The sequence below is a fragment of the Ewingella sp. AOP8-B2-18 genome (genome assembly GCF_052376015.1).
Taxonomy (GTDB): Bacteria; Pseudomonadota; Gammaproteobacteria; order Enterobacterales; family Enterobacteriaceae; genus Ewingella; species Ewingella allii.
Genome location: NZ_JBQSVB010000022.1, coordinates 1 through 20,209, shown reverse-complemented (window position 1 = coordinate 20,209; position 20,209 = coordinate 1). Strand labels below are relative to the sequence as shown.

The window sequence follows — 20,209 nt, the reverse complement described above, 5'->3', positions numbered from 1 at the left end:
CGACATGCCAGTGATGACAATCGTGGCGTTTTGCAGACAATTTTTTGCATAACCACACCTCCGGAAACAGAAACCAACGAGTCTTGCGAGCATCAGCTGCACGCCTGCAAGTAATATAACCTCCGGGTCCAGTTGCAGAACACCGAACAGACTAACAAAACGTAGGTGCCAGTTTGCTCTGGCGAAACGGGGTTTAACCTAAAACCGCGGTGGGGAGAAAACCTGCGCCAGGCCAGGCGGCCTGGCGCGAAAATCGCACGCTAACCCTCTTTACCAAAGCCAGTTTGCTGGATAAGCATCAGCATAACGCTGTTGACCCAGCCGTGAGCCAGGCTCTGGCGGTCACTCGCCACGTCAACACGTACCAGTTGCTCTTTGCTGACCGGCGCGGCGGAGATGCCTTCGATCACTACCCGGTACCAGACGGCGGCGGGACGGAGTTCGTTGGCGGGCGCAACCGGGTTCAGCGCCACCGGGCCGCCGTGACTCTGCGCCAGCATCAGATTAGGCAGACGGCGGATGGCGTCGTGGTCGATGGTCACTACCGCGCCTGCGAGCGGCTGCCAGCGGCCCTGCTGATAAACCCGCGCCGTCGCGCCGTCGCGCAGGCGGGCCAGGTCGGTTTCGCTGACCAGCGCCTTCACGCGCCAGCGGTGGGTGTCGATCACGCTTGCGATGCGGGTGCCAGGCGAGACCCAACTGCCGGGGCGCAGGGTCTGCTCAACGTCATGCACCACGCCATCCTCCAGCGCCACCAGCTGGAGCCGCTGAAGCTCAACGGCGCTGGCCCGCTGTTGAATGGCGTACTGGCGCGCCATCTGGTCGGCGACCACCTGCTTCGCCGCGCCGTTTTTATCGAGCGCCATCGCGCCGCGGGCGCTGGTCTGCCACGCCTGGCTTAGCGCCAGCGCCTTATCCTGCTCGTCCGCCGGGACGGGGGCCACCAGTTCAAACAGCTTCTGGCCCGCCTTGACCTGCTGGCCTTCCTGCACCAGCACCTTGTCAAGCTGGGCGGCATAGGGCGTGTAAACCGGCTGCGCCACGCCCGCCTCCATCACGCCGTGCAGGGAGACCTGCCCGGACCAGGGCAGAAAGACCGAAAGCCCCAGCGCGAGTGCGACGGCGACAAGGCGCAGCAGGCGCGCCGGAGCGATTTCCCGGCGGCGCGCGCGCCAGATTTTGAGTTCGCGAAACATCGGTTGCACCACAAAAGTGACTATCTCAATAAAAAACAGCACCAGCCCGAGCGCCTTAAAAAAGGCGTTGTAGACCACCAGCGCGATGCCGACGAACAGCAGTAGCCGGTAAACCCAGGTGGCGAAGGCGAAAAGGGTGAGGAAGCGGGCAAAGGCGGGCGAGACGTTATCCGGGATCGGATCCTCAAGCCCCAGCAGGTGCCAGCGCAGCCAGCGCTTCGCCCAGTTGCCCGCCCGTTCGTGCAGGCCAGGGTAGTCCAGCGTATCGCTGAGAATAAAGTAGCCGTCAAAGCGCATAAACGGGCTGGCGTTCACCGCCACCGTCAGCACCCAGGCGGTGGTGGCGAGAAAGAACAGCGCGCCTTTAACGTTGCCTTCCGGCGCGAAGCTCCAGAACAGCGTCGCCCAGGCCGCCAGCATCAGCTCGGCCATAATGCCCGCGCTGGCGATGGAGAGCCGGTGGCGGGACTGCGACAGCTTCCAGCTCTCTCCGGTATCGGTGTAGGCCATCGGCCACATCACCAGCAGCGCCACCCCCATATGGCCGACGCGTACGCCGTAGCGGGTCGCCATAAAGGCGTGCCCCAGTTCGTGCCAGCATTTGGAGAGGATCAGCGCCACCGCGAAGGCCAGCGCCCCGTTCCAGCTCAGGGCGCCGTGCAGCGCGGCCTCGACGTTATCCCACTGGCGCGCGGCCAGAACGACGCCTGCCAGCGCGGCGACGGCGGTCAGCAGTAGAAACGGCGCGCTGAAAAGCCACTCCACCCACGGCAGCATGCGGCGCAGGGCTTTCTCCGGGCGCACCAGCGGCAGGCGGATAAACAGGTAGCCGTGCAGAATACGCCGCCAGAGCGAGCCGCGCGCTTTGAACGCGCCGCGGCGCAGCAGCTGTTGCTGCTGTAAAAAGCCCAGGAACTGCAACACATCCTGTTCGTCCACCGTCATGGTGGTCTCCTGGCTGATGCTGTCGGCAATCGCCTGCGGCGCGCCGAGCGGCCAGCGGCGCAGCATCTCCAGCTCCAGCCAGCCCAGGCGGAAATAGAGGTTGCGCACCGGGTCGGCCAGATGCCAGGCGGGCGAGCCGTCGCGGTTGTTGCCCGCCGGGTGAATTTTTAGCTCGTCGCGCAGCGGCGGCAGCGGCTGCGGCTGCGCAAGAGCTGTCCCGCCCGCAGGCGGGAGCGTCGCGGCTGTTTGCATATCAGAATCCACACCAGGCGCGCAGCGTCGCCAGCGGACGACGGAAAATCAGATAACCGAGCAGGCTCCAGTCGCCGGAGACGCGGGCCGTGCCCTGCAAGCCGATACGGGCGGCGCTGGACGGGTCGGTTACGGTGCCGCGCAGCAGGTAGCTCGCGACGCCGTTCGGCGCTTCCACCGTCTCGTAACCGGCGTAATCCAGCCGCGCGGTCAGCGGGTGCAGCGGGGCGACCTTAAGAAATACGGTCATCGCCGCGTGCGGGTTCAGGTTGGTGGATTCCGCCGCAGGCGCCCAGGCGCGCACGCCGAGCTTCGTCGGGTCCGCCAGCAGGCCGATGCGCTCGCCGGTCTGTACCGGACGGCCCGCCCAGTCGTCCGGGTCGGTGTAGACAAACACGCCGCTGCTGCGGGCGCGGATCGACAGCTTCTCCAGCTCGCGCTGCAACGAGGCAACCTGCACCTTTTGCTCGCGCCATTTGCCTTCGGTCAGAGCCAGTTCCGCACGGGCGTTCGGGTCTTCAATCGCCTGCTGAGACGCCTGATGCATATTGACGGTGGCGGTCGCCAGCTCCGCCTGAGCAATGGCGAGACGGTTTTTTAGAGTCGTATCATCCAGCTCCGCCAGCACCTGTCCGGCCACGACCGGCGTGTTCGGCGGCACCTTCATCTGGTGAATCACCCCGTCGCTCGGCGCGGCGATCACTTCGCTGTTAAGCGAAATCACCTCGGCGGGCACCAGCGTGTATTCCCGAATCGGGATCAGCATAACCAGCAGCAGAAGCAGCAACACGAGACCCGCGCGTCGGCGCACCGTGGCGGGCAGCAGCCGTTGCAGGCGAGAAGGCCGCGCCACCAGCGCCCACCAGGCGTAGCCGTACAGGTTCGCCAGCTGGAGCAGGGCGTATTCGGGGCTTTCGACGCCAAGCTGCGTCGGCCACGGGGTATCGCGGGCCAGCAGCAGCAGGGCGTGCAGCTTGCCGTCCGGGCCGGTCAGCGCCAGCACCCAGACGTGGCCCGGCAGCCATTCGTCCCACTCGCGCGCCAGCGACTCGCTCAGCATTTCCGGCGACAGCGGCATCACGCGGGCAGTTTCCGGCAGCGCGGCGCAGCGCGGCGCGATGTCGCAGGCAACGGCGGCAAGCCACAGCGCGTAGGGGGTATTGCGGTCGGTGTCGCTCAGGCCGGAGTGCGCCGCAAGCTGGGCGCGCCCGGTGGCGGAAACGGCGAGCAGCGCCGCCTGGCGATACTCCACCAGCGAGCGGGTATCGTTACACATCACAAAACCCAGCTCTTCGGGGCTGCGCGCCGCTTTCACGCGCGCCGCGAGAGAATAGAACAGGGCGATGCTCACGAGTTGTTCGTCCCGCTCTGGCACTGCGCCGCCGCTTTCGGGCAGACTGGCGTCGCGCGGCCGCTCATGCCGGGCAGTACGTCCTGGGCGTCGCTGCCAAATTCCGCTTCAATCTCAATCGTCTGGCTCACGGCGTCCACGCGGCCGCTGATGTGGGTGACGGTCATCGGGTAATGCTTGCCGGTTTCACCCACCACCGCGTCAAGCTGCGCGCCGGGCGCAAGCCAGGTGGTCCAGCCTGACGGCACGTTGAGGCGCGCCTTGCGGGTGCCGTTGCTTACAAGATCGATAACCTGCGCGCCTGCGCCGACGCCCTGGCCCTCTTTGACGTAAATACGCGCCACGCGGCCGTCGAACGGCGCGGTAAAGCGGCACTGCGCCAGCTGCGCTTCAAAGATTTTGATCTGGCTGCGGGTGCGGTTCACGTCGGCGGCGGCAAGGCCAACCTCCAGCGCGCCTGCGGAATGCAGACCCTGCAATTTCGCCTTCGCTTCATATTTGATCTGCGCGGCGCTGTACTCGGCGTCTGCCGCGTCGCGACGGGCTTTCAGCTCGCTACAGTCCAGCGTCACCAGCAGTTTGCCTGCCTTGACCGTATCGCCCAGCTCAACGTTGACCTGCGACACGCGCCCGGCCACCACGCTTGATAGCGGGCTTTCCTGGTTGGCCATCACCAGAAAACGCACCGGCGCGGCGCCGTTGTCGGCGGTGGCGTCAGGCGCGCTCTCAGGCGCTGCGGCAACGGCCGCATCCGGCGTTGCGACTGCCCCCGCCGCAGCGGGGGTTGGGTCGGCGGCGAAGGCGCTGGCGCACAGCGCCAGGCCCGTCAGCGGCATGAGCGCGCGGACGCTGCGCCAGCCTTCGTTCACGTTGTTCATACCTGTTCCTGTTATTAAGGGTTACTTGCCGTCATCACGCCGGTGTCGCCTGCCGCTTTATGCAGGTCGGACACCACGGAGAGCGCGGCGGCTTCTGCCAGCGCGCTGACCGAACGGGTGTTGACGTCATTCGGCAGATAGCTGGTGTATTTCTGGTAGGCGACCTGCGCGCCCTGGGCGTTATAGACCGCCATTTCCCACACGCCGCGCTGCGAGCCTGACGCGCGTTCAAGATTGAGGTTCATTTGCAGTTTCACGCTGTCGGCGCCGTTGCCCTGCACCAGCTGGTTGGCGGCCAGCACATGGGTGACCGACTGATAAATCGCGCTCTTGTTGACGCCCGCTGGCAGGCGGCCCAGGGTGACGCTGACCGGATGGCGGGAAACTACCGCGTCGGCGCTCTGGGTGAAGACCTGCTTCTCGCCCGCCACCAGGCTCTGGTTGATTTCACGCGACAGGGTCGGCAGATCGCTGCTGGTCACCTTTTCCGGCAGCAGGTCGATGCCTACCGAGTTCAGCACGCGGCCATAGGCGGACTGCGCCTGCGCGTATGAGGCGGCTTCCTGGAAGCGGGAGACGATGGAGCGCGCCTGGGTGCGCAGGGATTCCAGGTCGCTTGAGAGCGAGTTGTCGGAACCGGCGCGGGAGATGCTCGCCAGACGCTGGTCGACGCGGGCGGACTCCTGGGCTATCTGGTAGTCGTACACCGCGAGCTTGTAGCGCTCAACCGAGACGCGCACCTGAGTCAGCACCGCCATGCTCAGCGCCATACGGCGGGCATTGTCGGTGGCCAGGCGCGCGTCGTTGGTGCGGCTGATGGCCGGCGCGCTCAGCAGCTTGAACAGGTTCATGGAAACGCCCACGCCGCCCTGCACCCAGCTGTTGTTGTAGAGGTAGCTGTTGGAGTCGTAGCTGATGCCGCCGAACAGATTCAGGTTCGGGAACAGCGAGGCGATCTGGCGTTTGGTTTCCAGCACGTCGATGCGGGTTTTGTAATCTTCTTCACGCAGCTCTGGGCGGCGTTCCAGCGCCATCTGCTCAAGCGTATCAAGCTGGCTTGGCACGCCGGAAAGCGCCGGATTGGCGACGTCCTGTAAGGTGAAGTCGGTGGTGGACGGCAGGTTCAGCAGGGCGGCCAGCTCGCTTTTCGCCATCTGCATCTCCTGGCGCTTCTGGTTCAGCAGCGCCACCGCGTCGAGCAGGGCGCGCTGGTACTCCAGGCCCTCGACCGGCGGCAGAATGCCTGCGCGCTCCGCTTCGCGGGTTTTCTCAAGCGCGGTCTGGATCTCTTCGGCCAGCGGCTGCGCTTCGCTCAGCAGACGCTGTGCGCCCAGCGCGCGCCAGTACGCGTCGCGCACCTCCTGGACAATATTCTGCAATACCTTGCGGCGACGCTCTTCGGCGATGTTGACGTTATCCGCCTGCTGCTTCGCGCGGTAGTAGCTCATGCCGAAATCGAGCACGTCCCAGGAGAAGGTGGCGTCGGCCAGCAGGTGCTCGCGCTCTTCAGAGGTGGACGGACGCAGGCTGACGACCCGGTCTTCGATACCGACGCTGGTGCCGCCGGAATCGTTGTCGCGCCAGCGGTAGCCGGCATCGGTCATCAACTTCGGCAGCATATCCTGCTGGGAGATATCCAGGATGCCGCGCGACAGGGCGGTTTCCATCATCTTCAGGCGGTAGTCGAGGTTGTATTTCAGCGCGCGGGCCATGGCGTCTGACAGGGTCAGCGGACCAGAGACCGGCTGCTGGTCGCGGTACATGGCGGCGCGGTCGGCGCTGACGCGCGCGCCGATTTCATCCTGGGTCAGCGGTTCAGGTTTAATGGTGCCGCAACCGCTTAACAGCAGCGCGGAAACCAGTGCGGCGACAGGGGCGAGCAGAGGCGCAGAACGTACGGCAGTCGGGGTTACGGTAGTTAAAGTCGTCATCATTGTTATGCTTAAAGTGTTGAGTTAACAATCCGGCGGCGCGGCGCCGCCGGTGTAAAAGGTTTTTGGAGTTGCGCGATTAACGATGCGGTGTGGCGCCTCCCACGGTGACCGGTTCCGGCGCGGCGACGCGGTTACGGGCCAGCGCGTCGACCTGCGCCGCCAGTGACGGCGCGCCTGGTCGGGCGGCGGCTTGCGGCACGATCACCACGCCCGGCGCGGCGGCGTGAGCCTGCTTCGCATCAGGGGTTTTCTCGCCGCGCTCCTGCTGCACGGTGGTTCTTTCGTTGATGCGCTCGTTAAGCGGCGGACGTTCCGGCGCGTTTTCCAGCACGGGCGCAGGCTGTACGGATTTATTCAGCGAGAAGTGGCTGAAGTGATCGCCCAGCAGCTGCGAACCGATACCGGTGGCGGCGAAGGTGTTCACCACGCTGCGTTGCAGCGTGGTGTTTACCCAGCGGGTAAAGAGAATGCCGTCTTCCAGCACCGGCGTGCCGTTGTCATTCATGCCGCGGCCCAGCTCGGTAATTTTGCGGTTCAGCTCCACCTCGCGAGGGAACTGGTCGCTGTACACGCCGTAGATGGCGGGCAGGATAAACAGACCCGGCGAATACGGCTGATCGAGCGACAGCTCGTAGTTGGTGTAGTAGCTCGGGAAGTGCTGATCGCCTGTGCGTACCGACTGCGGCGGCGTCACGCCGTGAATAACGATGGTCAGCTGCGCCTGGCTGGTATTGCCGTCGGCGTCGGTAATGGTGTAAGTGAACACCTCGCTCAGGGTGGCGTTGGCGTCCAGCGACGCCACGCGGCTGTTGCTGCGGTTCAGCACATAGCTGTAGTTGCCGCGGGCGTCGAGCGTCAGGGCGCCGAACTCGCCCAGGCTTACGCCGCCGACCGCGCCCGCGCGGTTGAGGTTCACGGAGGAAATCGCGCTCACCGGGCCGCCCGCCGCGGCGCCGTCTGCGCCGTCTGCGCCGATAGCGTCGTTGCTAAAGACGTTGCCCGACGCCGCCTGCTGGCCGCGATCCTGGTCGATGCTGTTGTCGTCCGCTGCCGCGACCGGCGCGTCGTTGAGAATATTGACGCGCAGCAGGCCCGGCGCGCGGGTCTGCTGGCCGTTGACGGAGAACCGAATCTCTTCGCGGGTGGTGGATTCGCCCGGCTGGTTAACCGCCTGGGTCAGCGTGAAGCGGTATTGCAGCGTCGCGCGGCCTTCGCCGTCCACCTGGAAACCGGTGAGCGACAGCACGCCGTCCGGCGTTGCGATATCCACTGGCGCCTGGGCGCTCAGCGCCTGGAGCTGCGCAAGCGTCAGGGTCTGGCCGCCAATGGTCAGGCTTTCCACCGGCTCCAGCGACAGTACGGCCATCGCGCCCGTGGTGGTTTGCGCGCCGCTGGCCGTATCGACCAGACCTGCCTCTTTCACCCACGCCTCGGCTACGGGGTTCACCAGCAGGCGCAGTTCGCCCGTGGCGGTGCCGCCGTCGTTGCCGTCGCTCAGGGTGTAGTTCAACACTGGCGTAAAGCCGGACCAGCCGCTTGCCGGGGTAAACAGATAGCTGCCGTCGCGGTTAACCACCAGCGTGCCCTGGCCCGGGATCGTAATGATGTCCCCCGGCGCGTAGGTCGCGCCGCCGACGGTGATCTCCGCCACGTGCAGCGGGTCGCTGTCCGCGTCGCGGTCATTGGTCAGCAGATTGCCGCTGACCGGCGTTTCCGGCAGGGTGCTCGCTTTATCCGCCACCGCGACCGGCGGGGTGTTGGTGACCTCAAGCGTGACCTGGGCGGTTTCGGTGACGCCGCCGCTGGTGACGGTATAGGTGAAGGTATCCTGGCCGACATAACCCGTATTCGGCTGGTAGACCACCTTGCCGTTTTCAATGGTCACCGTGCCGTGCGCGCCGTTGGTGACGCCGGTAATAGCGCGGTCGGCGTTACTGAAGCTGTCGTTGCCGAGCGCGTCAACGGTGACCGGGTCGCCTGCATGGGTGGTGGCGCGGTCATCTTTCACATCCACGACCGGCGTAACGGTGATAACGAGCAACGCGGTAGCGGTGCCGCCGTCGTTGCCGTCGCTGACCGTATAGGTCACCACCGGCGCCGTGCCGTTCCAGTCGGCGACTGGCGTGAAGCGGTAGCTGCCGTCGCGGTTAACGGTCAGCGCGCCGACGCCCGCCAGCTGGACGGTGTCGCCCGGCTGAGCAGTCTGGCCGCCGACGGTAAAGCCCGCAATGTGCAGCGGGTCGCCGTCCGGGTCGCGGTCGTTGGTCAGCAGTTCGCCGCCAATAGCGGTGTCTTCCGGCGTGGTGACGATTTCACCGTCGGCCACCGGCACGGTATTGGTCATCACGACGCTCACGGCGGCGGTTTCGGTGACGCCGCCGCTGGTGACGGTATAGGTGAAGGTGTCCTGGCCGACGTAGCCCGCGTTTGGCGTATAAACCAGCTGCCCGTTTTCAATAGCGACGGAGCCGTGCGCGCCCTGGGTCACGCCGGTAATGGCCTGGTCCGGGTTAACGAAGCGGTCGTTGCCGATCGCATCAATCGTCACCGGCACGCCTGCGTGGGTGGTGGCGCTGTCATCTTTCACGTCCGCTACCGGGGTGACGGTGATGGCGAGCGTCGCGGTAGCGGTGCCGCCGTCGTTGCCGTCGCTGACCGTGTAGGTTACTACTGGCGCCGTGCCGTTCCAGTCGGCCACCGGCGTAAAGCGGTAGCCGCCGTTGCGCTCAATGGTCAGCTCGCCGACGCCCGGGAGCCGCGCGGTATCGCCCGGCTGATAAGTCTGGCCGCCGACGGTGAAGCCCGCGATAAACAGCGGATCGCCGTCCGCGTCACGGTCGTTGAGCAGCAGGTCGCCGCGCGCCTCGTAATCTTCCGGCGAAGCCACTGTCTCGCCCGTTGCGACCGGCACGCTGTTGGTCAGGGTGACGGTGACGTTGGCGGTTTCGCGAACGCCGCCGCTCTCCACGGTGTAGGTGAAGGTATCCTGGCCGACATAGCCTGCCACAGGACGATAAACCAGCTGGCCGTTTTCAATGGTCACCGAGCCGTGCTGGCCCTGATCCACATCGATAATCGCTTTGTCGGCATTGCTGAAACTGTCGTTATGCAGCGCATCGATAGTGACCGCAACACCCGCATGGGTGCTGGCCGTATCGTCCTTCGCGTCCGCCACCGGCGTTACGCTAAAGGCGAGCGTGGCGGTGGAGACGCCGCCGTCTTTGCCGTCGCTGATGGTGTAGGTCGCGGCAGGCGGCACGCCGTTCCAGTCGGCCACTGGCACAAAGGTGAAGCTGCCGTCGGCGCGGATCGTCAAATCGCCATAGCCTGCCAGCGTCGCGGTGTCGCCCGCGAGGTAGCGGGTGCCGCCGACGGTAAACTCCGTCACGGCGAGGGCGTCGCCATCGTCATCGTGGGCGTTAGTCAGCAGGTTCTGCGCCGCAGTGCTGTTAAGCGTGGTGTCTTCCGGCGAGGAAATCGTCGGTACGCTGGTCAGACGCGGCGCCACGTTGGTGACGTCCACGGTAACGGTCGCGGTTTCGGTTTTGCCGCCGCTGGTGACGGTGTAGTCGAAGGTGTCGCTGCCGACATAGCCCGCGTTCGGGCGGTAGACGAGCGTGTTGTTCTCAATCGTCACCGTGCCGTGGGCGGCAGCGGTGACGCCGGTAATCGTCTGGTCGCTGTTGCTGAAGCTGTCGTTGTCGAGCGCGTCGATCACCACCGGCACATCGGCATGGGTGCTGACGCTGTCGTTGACCGCATCCGCGATCGGGTTGACGGTAAGTAAGAGCGTCGCCACGCTAAATCCGCCGTTGCCGTCGCTTACCTGGTAAAGGATCGGCTGCACGGCGCCGTTCCAGTCGGCGACTGGCACAAAGGTATAGCTGCCGTCGGCGTTAATGGTCAGGTCGCCCATGCCTGCAAGCGTCGCGGTCTGGCCCGCCGCGTAAATCTGCGTACCGGTACTGAACTGCGTGATGGCAAGAGCATCATTGTCATCATCGCTGTCGTTAGCCAGCAACCCGGTGGCGGCGCTGCGCGTCAGGGTAGTGTCTTCCGCAGTCCACGTAAAATCATCGTGCGCCACCGGCGCAATGTTGGCGATGGTGACATTAACGGTCGCGGTTTCCGTTACGCCGCCGCTGGTGACGGTATAGGTAAAGCTGTCAGTGCCGTTAAAGCCCGCGTTCGGGGTATAGCGCACCTTGCCGTTTTCAATCGCCACCGAGCCGTTATTGCCCTGGGTGACGGCGGTAACGGCTTTGTCGCTGTTGCTGAATCTGTCGTTCGCCAGCACGTCGATGACTTTCGCCACGCCCGCGTGGGTGGTGGCGTTGTCGTCAACGGCGTCAGGGATCGCATTGTACTGAATGGTGAGCGTCGATGTGACGCTGCCGTTATCCCGGCCGTCCGTTGCCGTGTAGGTCACCACCGGTACGTTGCCGTTCCAGTCAGCCACCGGAATAAACGTCACGCTGCCGTCAGAAGTAATAGTCAGGCTTCCGTACCCCGCCAGATTGGCCGTCTCGCCTGCCTGCCAGGTGGTACCGTTGACGGTAAAATCGGTCACCGTCAGGGTGTCGCCGTCGGCGTCGCTGCTGGTATCTAATAAAAAGCCAGGGATACCGATCGGCGAGTCTTCAACGTTAATCGCTGTCCAGTGGGGCAGCGTCGGCGCGCTGTTGGTCAACGTCAGATAAACCGTGGCGGTCTCCTCGATACCGCCGCTGGTGACGGTATAGGTGAAGCTGTCGTTGCCGACGTAGCCGCTGGTCGGGGTGTAAACCACCTGGCCGTTGCTGATGCTAACCGTACCGTGCGCGCCGTCGGTGACGCCGGTAATCGCTTTGTCGCCGTTGGTGAAGCCGTCGTTGGTCAGGACATCGACCGTGACCGGGGCGCCCGCATGGGCTGTCCGGCTGTCGTCATGGGCGTCCTGCACCGGCGTGACGGTAATATCGAGGGCGGCGGTTTGCACGCCGTTGTCGCGCCCGTCGGTGACCTCATAAGTGACCTGCGGCACGCTGCCGTTCCAGTCGGCGACCGGAACAAAGGTATAGCTGCCGTCGGCGTTGATGGTCAGCGCGCCATAGCCCGCAAGCGTCGCGGTCTGGCCTGCGGCCCACGTCGTTGCGCCCACCGTAAATGCGCTGACTTTCAGCGTATCGCCGTCCGGGTCGCTGGCGCCGTTCAGCAGATTCTGCAAAGCCGTGCTGGTCAGCGTCTGGTCTTCCGCTGTGCTGGCGGTTTTGCCGACAACCCCGGTCGGCGCACCGTTCGTTAACGTTACGTTGACGTTCGCGGTTTCGGTTTTGCCGCCGCTGGTAACGGTATAAGTGAAACTATCGGTGCCGACATAGCCGTCGTTCAGGGTGTAAACCACCTTGCCGTTGCTGACGGTCACCGTACCGTGCGCGCCGTTGGTGGTGGCGGTAATGGCTTTGTCGCTGTTGGCGAAGCTGTCGTTATTAAAGACATCAATCACCAGCGGGTCGCGCCCGTGGCCGGTCTGGCTGTCGTTAAACGCATCCTGCACCGGCGTAACGGAGATATCGATCGTCGAGGTGACGTCGCCGTTGGTGCGACCGTCGGTGATGGTGTAGGTCACCTGCGGCACGTTGCCGTTCCAGTCGGCGACCGGAACAAAGGTATAGCTGCCGTCGGCGTTGAGGGTCAGCGCGCCGTAGCCCGCAAGCGTGGCGGTCTGGCCGGCGGCCCAGGTGGTATTGCCCACCGTAAACGATTTCACCGTCAGCGCGTCGCCGTTCAGGTCGCTGGCGCCCGTCAGCAGATTTTCGCCGTTGGTAAGCGTTGTGTCTTCCGCCGTGCTGCCGGTTTTAGCCAGGCCGACCTGCGGCGCGTCGTTGACCAGAGTGAGGGTGACCGTCGCGGTTTCGGTTTTGCCGCCGCTGGTGACGGTATAGGTGAAGGTATCGGTGCCGACATAGCCGCTGGTCGGCGTGTAAATCACCTGGCCGTTGCTGATGCTAACCGTACCGTAAGCGCCGTTGGTCTTGCCGGTAATCGCTTTATCGCCGTTGCTGAATTTATCGTTGGCGAAAACGTCGATGGTCACCGGCGTACCCGCGTGGGTCGTCAGGCTGTCGTCAAAGGCGTCTTTTACCGGCGTGACGGTTATCTTCAACTGCGCCGTGGTCGCGCCGTTGGTGCGGCCATCAACCACCCGGTAGGTCACCGTCGGCACCGTACCGTTCCAGTCGGCGACCGGGACAAAAGTATAGCTGCCGTCGGCGTTGATGGTCAGTTTGCCATACCCGGTGAGGTCGGCGGTCTGGCCTGCGGTAAACACCGTGCCGACGCCGCTGACGGAGTAGTTAAGAATGCTCAGCGTATCGCCATCAGGGTCGGAATCGTTCAGCAGCAGGTTTTGCGCGGCGGAGCTGGTCAGCGTCGTATCTTCCGGCGTGCTGACGTTTTCACCCTGGGTGACCGGGGCGGCGTTATTCATCTGAATCGTGACCGTCGCGGTTTCGGTCACGCCGCCGCTGGTGACGGTATAGGTGAACGTATCGCTGCCGACGTAGCTCGTGGTGTTAGGGGTATAAATCACCTTGCCGTTGTCGATAACCACGGAACCATAAACGCCCTGGGTGACCGCCGTGATCGCTTTATCGCTGTTGCTGAAGCTGTCGTTGCCCAGCACGTCGATGGTTTTCGCCTCGCCCGAATGGGTGGCGGCGGTGTCGCTCACCGCGTCCGCCACCGCTGTAATGCTCATGCTGATGCTCTGCGCCGTGCTCCAGTGGCTGGTCTGGCCGCTGTTGAAGGCGCTTTGCAGATCCTGCGTGCTGCCCGCGGCGCTGACGCCGGTATCGGCGGAACTGGTGCTGTCGGAGACGCGCACCGTCAGGCCGCCCGGCACCGCGCCGTTGTAGTCGGCCAGCGGCACAAAGCGCAGCTGGGTCGAGGCGAGCAGCACCAGCGCGTTGGTTTCGCTGTAGCTTGTGCCAAGCGCAGTCCAGGTCGTGCCGTTGGTAGAGTACTCCCAGTGGCCGAGGCTTGCGTCGGTGGTGTTGCCGACGATCGCCACATAGCCGATAGCGCCGCTGGCTTTGTCGCCGCCAGCAATTCCCGTCTGGTTGTCGGCGGCGTCGCTGTAGCTGCCAAGAATAGAGGTCAGCGTTTTGCCAACTGGCGTATCTTCCTGCATGGTCAGCGGCGTCGCGCTAATCGTCGGACGGTCGTTGACGTTAGTGACGCTGGTTGAGAGGGTGACCATCGCTGCGCTATAGCGTGAACTACTGCCGTTGGTTGCCGTTGATACAGTCTGGCCGCTGGTCAGCGACCCTGTCGTTGCGGTGGTGTCGCCGTTGTTGTTGGTTTCCACCAGACGTACTTTCAAGGCAGCAGGCGTCCCGAAGAAGTCAGCGGCAGGTACAAAGCGGACTTTGGCCGTTGCATCCAGCAGCAGGGCGTTGGCGTCGGTGCGGCTGCCAATGGCAGCCCAGGTCGTGCCGCCATCGGTGGAGTATTGCCATTCGCCCTGCGCGCTGTTGACTGACAGGTTAGTGATAGCCACGCCCCAGAAACTGTCAGCGCTGGTGCCGCCGGTTGCCGTAATGGACGCATTGTTGACCTGATCGTTCGGGTCCGAGAAGTTACCGGCAAACAGGTTGGCAATGGTGTCGCCGGTAATCGCTGCGGCGCTGGTGTCTTCGCTCACCGGGGCCAGCGTCTGGGTAGCGCCGTCCAGCACGACCGGGGCATCGTTCGACGGTTTCACGGTCACGCTAAAGGTACGGGTGGTGACCAGCGCGGCGGAGGTGTCATCGGCGTAGCTGATGTCGCCCGGGTTCGCGTTCGGGTTATTGCTGTCGCCGGTAAGCGTGGTCGGGCGGCTGCCGTGGTTGGCGTTATCGTTCACCACTACGGTGACGTTAAAGGTGCCGTTCCAGTCGGCGGCGGTGACGCCCGCGTTGGTCGGCAGGTTCACCGTCAGGTTAGCGAGGCGGCTGTTGATCTGCGAAAGCGTGCCGGTAAGTGTGAAGCTGGTGGTGTTGACGCCGCCCGCATCAACGGTGCCGCCCGTCCCGCCAATCGTTTTAAAGGTAAAGCCGCCCGGCAGAGTGACCGTCACCGTCAGGCTGGCGCTGTCGGCGTCCGGGTCCGCCACGGTAATGGCGGGCAGGGCGACGGTCGTTGAGCCTTCGTTGACTGACTTGTCCGTCACCGTGATGGTCGCCGGATCGTTGACGTCGCTTGGGAAGACGCTGCGCCATGCGGTACTGACGTTCTGGCTCAGGCCGGAAGGCAGCGCGCCGTAAGGGTCGATAGCCGTGGTCGGCACCGCCGCGACGCCGGTGACGGCATCGTTCTGGCCGCCGTTGGCGCTGTTGGCGCTTGTCAGGTTGCCAGAGGCGTCGCGCAGGCGATCGTCGGCAATCACTTCCACACGCCAGGCGTTATCGGCGTTCGACAGGGCGGAGCCGGTCATGGAGACGGTCAGCGCCGCCAGGTACGCGTTCACCTGGCTCAGCGTGCCGCGGATCACCAGTGCGGACTCGCTGCCGTTATAGACGCTGTCAATCGTCACGCCGGACGTTGTGTTGCCGGAGCTAATGGTGATGTCGGATACGCCGGCGTTACTGTACTGCGCGGCGGTCAGCGGCACGCCGCTGGCGTCGGTGATGCGCACCGTCACCTGCATAAAATCGGTTTCGCCGTCGGCGATATTGCCGCCGTCGGTGTAATCCGGGTCGGAAATCACAAAGCCGCCGACTTTGGTGCCGTCGACTACCGCCGGATCGCTGTTGAGGTAAACCGTACCGCCCGTTGCAGAGACAACCGGCGCGTCGTTCACCGGCACAATGGTGAGGTTCAGCGTCTGGTCGGCCGGGTCGGCCTGCACGGTGTCGCCGATATGCGAGTCGCCGTCGTCCAGATGCAGGGTGATGGTGACATCGCCCGCCGCTGCGCCGTTCAGGTCGTGGTTGACGTTGGCGCCGCTCTGCCAGGTGAGGCCGAGCGCCGCGTCGTTCAGCAGCGCTTCAATGTCGCTGGCGCGACCGGTCAGCGTCAGCGTGCCGGAGTTGTCGCCGGAAATCGTAACCGGCTGGCTGCCGGCGGCGCTGGCGGTGGCGCTGGTGTTCACGTCCGCGCCGCCGATGCCGAGGGTGCCGGACGGCGCGGTGATGGTGACGGTCACCGGCGTGCCGAAGGCGGCGGATTCGGTGTCCTGCACCACGATATTGCCGCCGATAAAGCTTGCCTGATCTTCATAAACGGTACGGTCCAGGTTGGTCACGGTCAGCGTGCCCGGATCGTTGATTTCCGAGGCGCGAATGGTGACGGACGCCGCGCTCAGGTTGCCGCTTTTTTCCGGTACGGAGGCGCTGTACCAGTTGTACTCGGTGGCGTCGACGGCGGTGGCCGCCGCGCCTCTGCCAGGCGTCGCGGGCTGGTTCAGCGTGCCGCCGTTAGCGCCTGCCGTCAGCGTGCCGCTTGCGTCGCGCAGGCGGTCATCGGCGATAGTCTGCACCTGATAGGTGGCGTTGCGGTCGGTTCTGAAGGTCACCGTCAGGCCCGCCAGCGCCGCGTTCACCTGGGCGCGGGTGCCGCTCAAGACCAGATAGTCGTGCTGGCCGCCGTGGGCGGTAGAGATCGTCGCGCCGCTGCTGGTCGCGTAACCCAGGGTCACGTCGCTGTATTCGCTGGCCACGAAGGCGCTGCCGTCCGCATGCAGCAGACGCACGGTCACCTGCAAATAATCGCTCTCGCCATCGGTCACGCCGTCTGTCAGATCCCCATCTTTGACCGAGAAGCCCGGCAGGGCGTTGCTCGTCGCCGTGGCGCTGGCGATGTTCTTGATGCCCGACGGCGCGGTCACTTCCGGCGCGTCGTCGGTCGGGCGGGTGTAGATCCAGAACGCGTTGCCGGTCTGCTCTTTGTCGCCGTCAGAAATCGTGAAGGTGAACTTATCGTCCGGGGTGGCGGGTTCGCTGTTGCCGCTGCCTTCGGTGCCGTCGTTCAGGTAGTAAATATACCCGTTCGCCACATCCTGCTGGGTGAAGGAGGAGCCTTTGCCGATGGGGCTGAAGTTCACACCATCTTTGGAATAGGCCAGGGTGCCGTGGGTCGGCGCGCCGGTGATGGTGTACTGCACCTGCATTGAGCTGCTGTCGGAATCGTAGGCTTGCAGCATGGCGCTGGTTATCTGGCCATAGCTTCCTTCGGTGACGTACAGCGGGTTGTTGACTGGCGTGCCGCCAATCAGGTTCGGCGAGCCTGCGGTCACCGTCGGGTCGGCCTGGGTCGGGTCTTTGGCGATCTGCGGCGCGTCGTTGACGTTAGTTATCTGGATTTTCACCGTCGCGTCGCTGGCGGAGGTGGCGCCCCAGCGGTCGGTGGCCGATACGGTAAAGGTGGTGGAGCGCACTTCCGAGCCGTCGCTGACGAAGCGCAGCCCGGTGGTCGAGGCGCTGGCGGTAAGCAGCGAGGCGTTGAGCGTCTGGCCGACGGTAACGTCAACCCACTGCGAGCCGTTGTAGTATTGCAGCGTGCCGCCGTCCGGCAGCGTTTTGATGGTGAACTTCAGGGCGTTGGCGTCGGTCGCGTCGTTGTTATAGGCATAGTTGTTGGCGCTGGCGCTGCCGTCTTTGATCGTCGCGCTCTCTTCCAGCCCGTTGCTGCTGTTGGCGTCGTCCGGGTCGCTTATCGCTATCTGGCCGGTGGTCAGGTAAGCGGTTTCGCCTTCGGCGATTACGGTGGAGGAGGAGCCGGTTACCACCGGCAGATCGTTCACTGGCGTGACGTAGATGTTCAGCGTCGGCGTCCAGATATCGGTCACCGGGTTGCCGTTAGCATCGAGCGTGGTCAGCCCCGCCGAGACAGAGAACGCCGCGGCGTAGACAAAGGTCTCTCCGCCGTCGTGCTGGAAGCGAATATTGCCGCTGTCGAGGTCGGCCTGCGTAAAGGTGGCGTATTCGCCGAGCGTCACCCAGCTGCCGCCGACATTTTTTTGCAGCTCGCCGCCCGTTGCGCCGTTCGAGAAACCAAGGAAGGTATAGACCACCTGCGAGGCGTCCACGCCCGTGGCGGTGTAGCTCAGGCCCGGCACGCTGGAGAAGTCGCCGCTGGTGCCGTTCAGTACGAGGATGCCGCCTTCTTCCACTTCGCCGCGGGCGTAGCCAGAGGTGAAGTCCACGCCCGCCCAGGTGGAATCGCGGTTGGTAATGGTGGTGACGCGATCCGGAATCGTGCCGGGACCGCCGCCCGTGACCACCGCAAGGCCGATGGTAAAGGTAAAGCTGGTCAGCGTTTCGGTGCCCGGCGTGTACACGCCGCCGATGCGGCTGTAGGTCGTGCCGTCGGCGTTCCAGCGCAGCGCAGCGGTGTTGTCCACCACCACAAAGTTGAAGCTGTCGGTGTCACCCGATGCGCTGGCGCTGGCGTACTGCACGTACTGCACTTTGCCGTCGACGATATCCTGCATGGTGAAGGTGCCGCCGTTTTGCAGGCGGTAGCCGTCCAGCGTCAGGTAACCGTGGGTGAGCTTGCTGTCGTCAACGATAAAGCTGAGGTGGTTATCGGTGGAATCCACGTCGCTTGCGCCGATCATCGCAGACGTAAGGGTGACGGCGTTCGCCAGATCGTCCACCTGCGCGTGCAGCGTTACGTTGTCCAGAGTCGGGTCGTCATCCACCGGGCGCACGGTCAGGGTAATGGTGCCGTCGGTGCTGGCCGGCACGCCGGTGCCGCCGCCCTGGTCGGTGACGCGTACGCCAAAGCTGTCGGTGCCCTGGTTTTCACTGCCGTCGTTAGCATAGGTCAGCAGATTGCGATCGGCATAGTCAAAGGTCTGGCCGACGGTGACGGCGACGCCGTTAAACCAGAGCGTGCCGTGGGTCGGCAGGGCGGTAATGGTGAGAGTCAGCGTTGTGTCGCCCGGATCGCCGCCGCCGTCCGCCTCTATATACTGGCCGACGTTGCCGGTGTTGACCGCATTGTTGGGCTGGCCTTCAAAGACCACGCCGCTGCCGCTAAGGGTCGGCGCCTGGTTCTGCGGGGTAATGTTCAGCGTGACGTGGACGGTATCGGACTGCGCCTTCGGCGTCGCGCCGTCGTTGATGACCGCCGTAAAGCCGTCGGCGGCGTTCTGGTCTGCGCCCGTGGCGGTGTGGACATACTTCACCTTGCCGTCGATCAAATCCTGCTGGGTAAAGATAGAGCCGACGCCCATCCGGTCGCCGTTCAGCGTCAGATAGCCATACTGCGGCAGGTCGGTCAGACCATAGACAATCTGCACGGGCTGCTGGGTGCCCGCCGTTACTTCCGCATCGATGGCGTTAAGGGTCACGGTGGTGATGACGCTGCCGCCCGATTCGATCTCCGGCACGTTCTGGGTGGCGTCGGCCACGCTTACCGGGTCGTTCGACGGGGTCACGGTCACATCGATGGATTTGCTGGTGCTGACGCCCGCGCTGTCGCGCACCGTGACGTCCAGCTTGCCGCTGGCGCCGGTGTTGCCAAGCTCGACGTCAGCGGAGGTAAAGGTGATGCTGTTAAGCCAGGCCTGCGCTTCGCTGGCAGTGCCGGTCATGGTCAGCGAAGCGTTGCTGGTCTGGCTGTCGCTGAGTTTGCCGATGGCGCTGTTGCTCAGGCTCACCGTGACTATGACGGTTTCTCTGGCGTCCGTGGTGCTGACCTGCCAGCCGCTGAGCGTGGCGGTATCGGCGCCTGCGGCGTTAAGGCTGCTCGGCTCGGCGACGGTGATGCCTTTTTCCGGCGCGGTGACTTCCGGCCCGGCCAGCAGGCCGTCGTAATCAAAGGCGAAGGTTTTCGCTTCAATGCTGCCGGTATGGTTTTCCAGCACCCAGTCGCCGGAAAGCGCCGCGCTGCCGGTCATGTCGCTGGAGGCCGCCACGTCCGCCTGAGTCAGTTCGGCGAAGCGGGTGATAAAGGCGTTATCCTGGGCGGAGACGTCGCAGCCGTAAAGCAGGATGTCGCCGCTGTCGCTAAGGCTCGCGCCGATAGCGCTGAGCTGTGAAGACCACGCCGAGAGGTTGTCCGCCGTCAGCACATCGGTGCCAAGCGTAATGGCGTCGGACGCGCCGTGGCTCAGAATATGAATGGCGGAAATATTGGTTTCGCCTTTCAGCGCGTCGGCAAGCTGGCTCAGACCCGAGCTGTTTTCATCGATAATCACCACCTGGCTGCCCTGCGGCACCTGGTCCACCAGCGACTGCCAGCCGGAGATATGCTGGTCTATTACATAGACTTCGCTGGCGGCGCTGCCCGGTTTTTCGCTTGCGGCGTCGGCTGTGGCGGCGTGGGGAATATCCAGCGCCTTCGCGGGTTCGGTGGCGCTTTCATGGTGCACCAGATCGCTTGCCGATGCCTCATGGATGGCGGTTTCAGCCAGAGCGGCTCCATCAAAAAGCTGGCGAGACTCAAGAGCAAAACGATGCGCACGCGGACGTAAACGACGGTTCTTTATTGTAGTCATAGGTTTACTGCTCTTAAAAAATAGAGTGACTGGATAAATATTCTGAGTTCAGCGTTGCCAGGAGTGTACACCATGTCGCCAGGCCAGAGGAGGGCAAACAGGGGATATATTCATCGAAATTATCGGGTAATGACTCCAACTTACTGATAGTGTTTTATGTTCAGATAATGCCCGATGACTTTGTCATG

Annotated in this window: 5 protein-coding genes; all 5 read right to left on the bottom strand. The window is 64.1% G+C overall.

Going from position 1 to position 20,209, the window contains the following annotated elements:
• Nucleotides 1-260: 260 nt before the first annotated feature.
• The gene (locus ACT3RR_RS22175) at nt 261-2,249 is read right to left on the bottom strand and encodes a site-2 protease family protein (RefSeq protein WP_433648250.1); all 1,989 of its coding nucleotides are present in this window, start codon (nt 2,247-2,249) and stop codon (nt 261-263) included.
• 145 nt (nt 2,250-2,394) lie between these two features.
• Complete coding sequence (locus ACT3RR_RS22170; protein WP_001548176.1) at nt 2,395-3,744, bottom strand: efflux RND transporter periplasmic adaptor subunit; 1,350 nt, start codon at nt 3,742-3,744, stop codon at nt 2,395-2,397.
• Nucleotides 3,741-4,415, bottom strand: a complete 675-nt coding sequence (locus ACT3RR_RS22165) for an efflux RND transporter periplasmic adaptor subunit (protein ID WP_496201108.1) — start codon at nt 4,413-4,415, stop codon at nt 3,741-3,743. The genes ACT3RR_RS22170 and ACT3RR_RS22165 overlap by 4 nt, the downstream gene beginning before the upstream one ends.
• Before the next feature lie 221 nt (nt 4,416-4,636).
• Nucleotides 4,637-6,556, bottom strand: coding sequence for a TolC family protein (locus tag ACT3RR_RS22160; RefSeq protein WP_094543480.1), 1,920 nt, complete (start codon nt 6,554-6,556; stop codon nt 4,637-4,639).
• A gap of 76 nt (nt 6,557-6,632) precedes the next feature.
• Nucleotides 6,633-20,021: a cadherin-like domain-containing protein gene (locus tag ACT3RR_RS22155; protein WP_094543483.1), complete on the bottom strand. Its 13,389-nt coding sequence runs from the start codon at nt 20,019-20,021 to the stop codon at nt 6,633-6,635.
• Nucleotides 20,022-20,209: the final 188 nt, after the last annotated feature.

Bases quoted from the DNA above. Each gene is read 5' to 3' on its own strand.
- ACT3RR_RS22160 (WP_094543480.1), bottom strand. From the start codon at position 6,556: ATGATGACGACTTTAACTACCGTAACCCCGACTGCCGTACGTTCTGCG.
- ACT3RR_RS22165 (WP_496201108.1), bottom strand. From the start codon at position 4,415: ATGGCCAACCAGGAAAGCCCGCTATCAAGCGTGGTGGCCGGGCGCGTG.
- ACT3RR_RS22155 (WP_094543483.1), bottom strand. From the start codon at position 20,021: ATGACTACAATAAAGAACCGTCGTTTACGTCCGCGTGCGCATCGTTTT.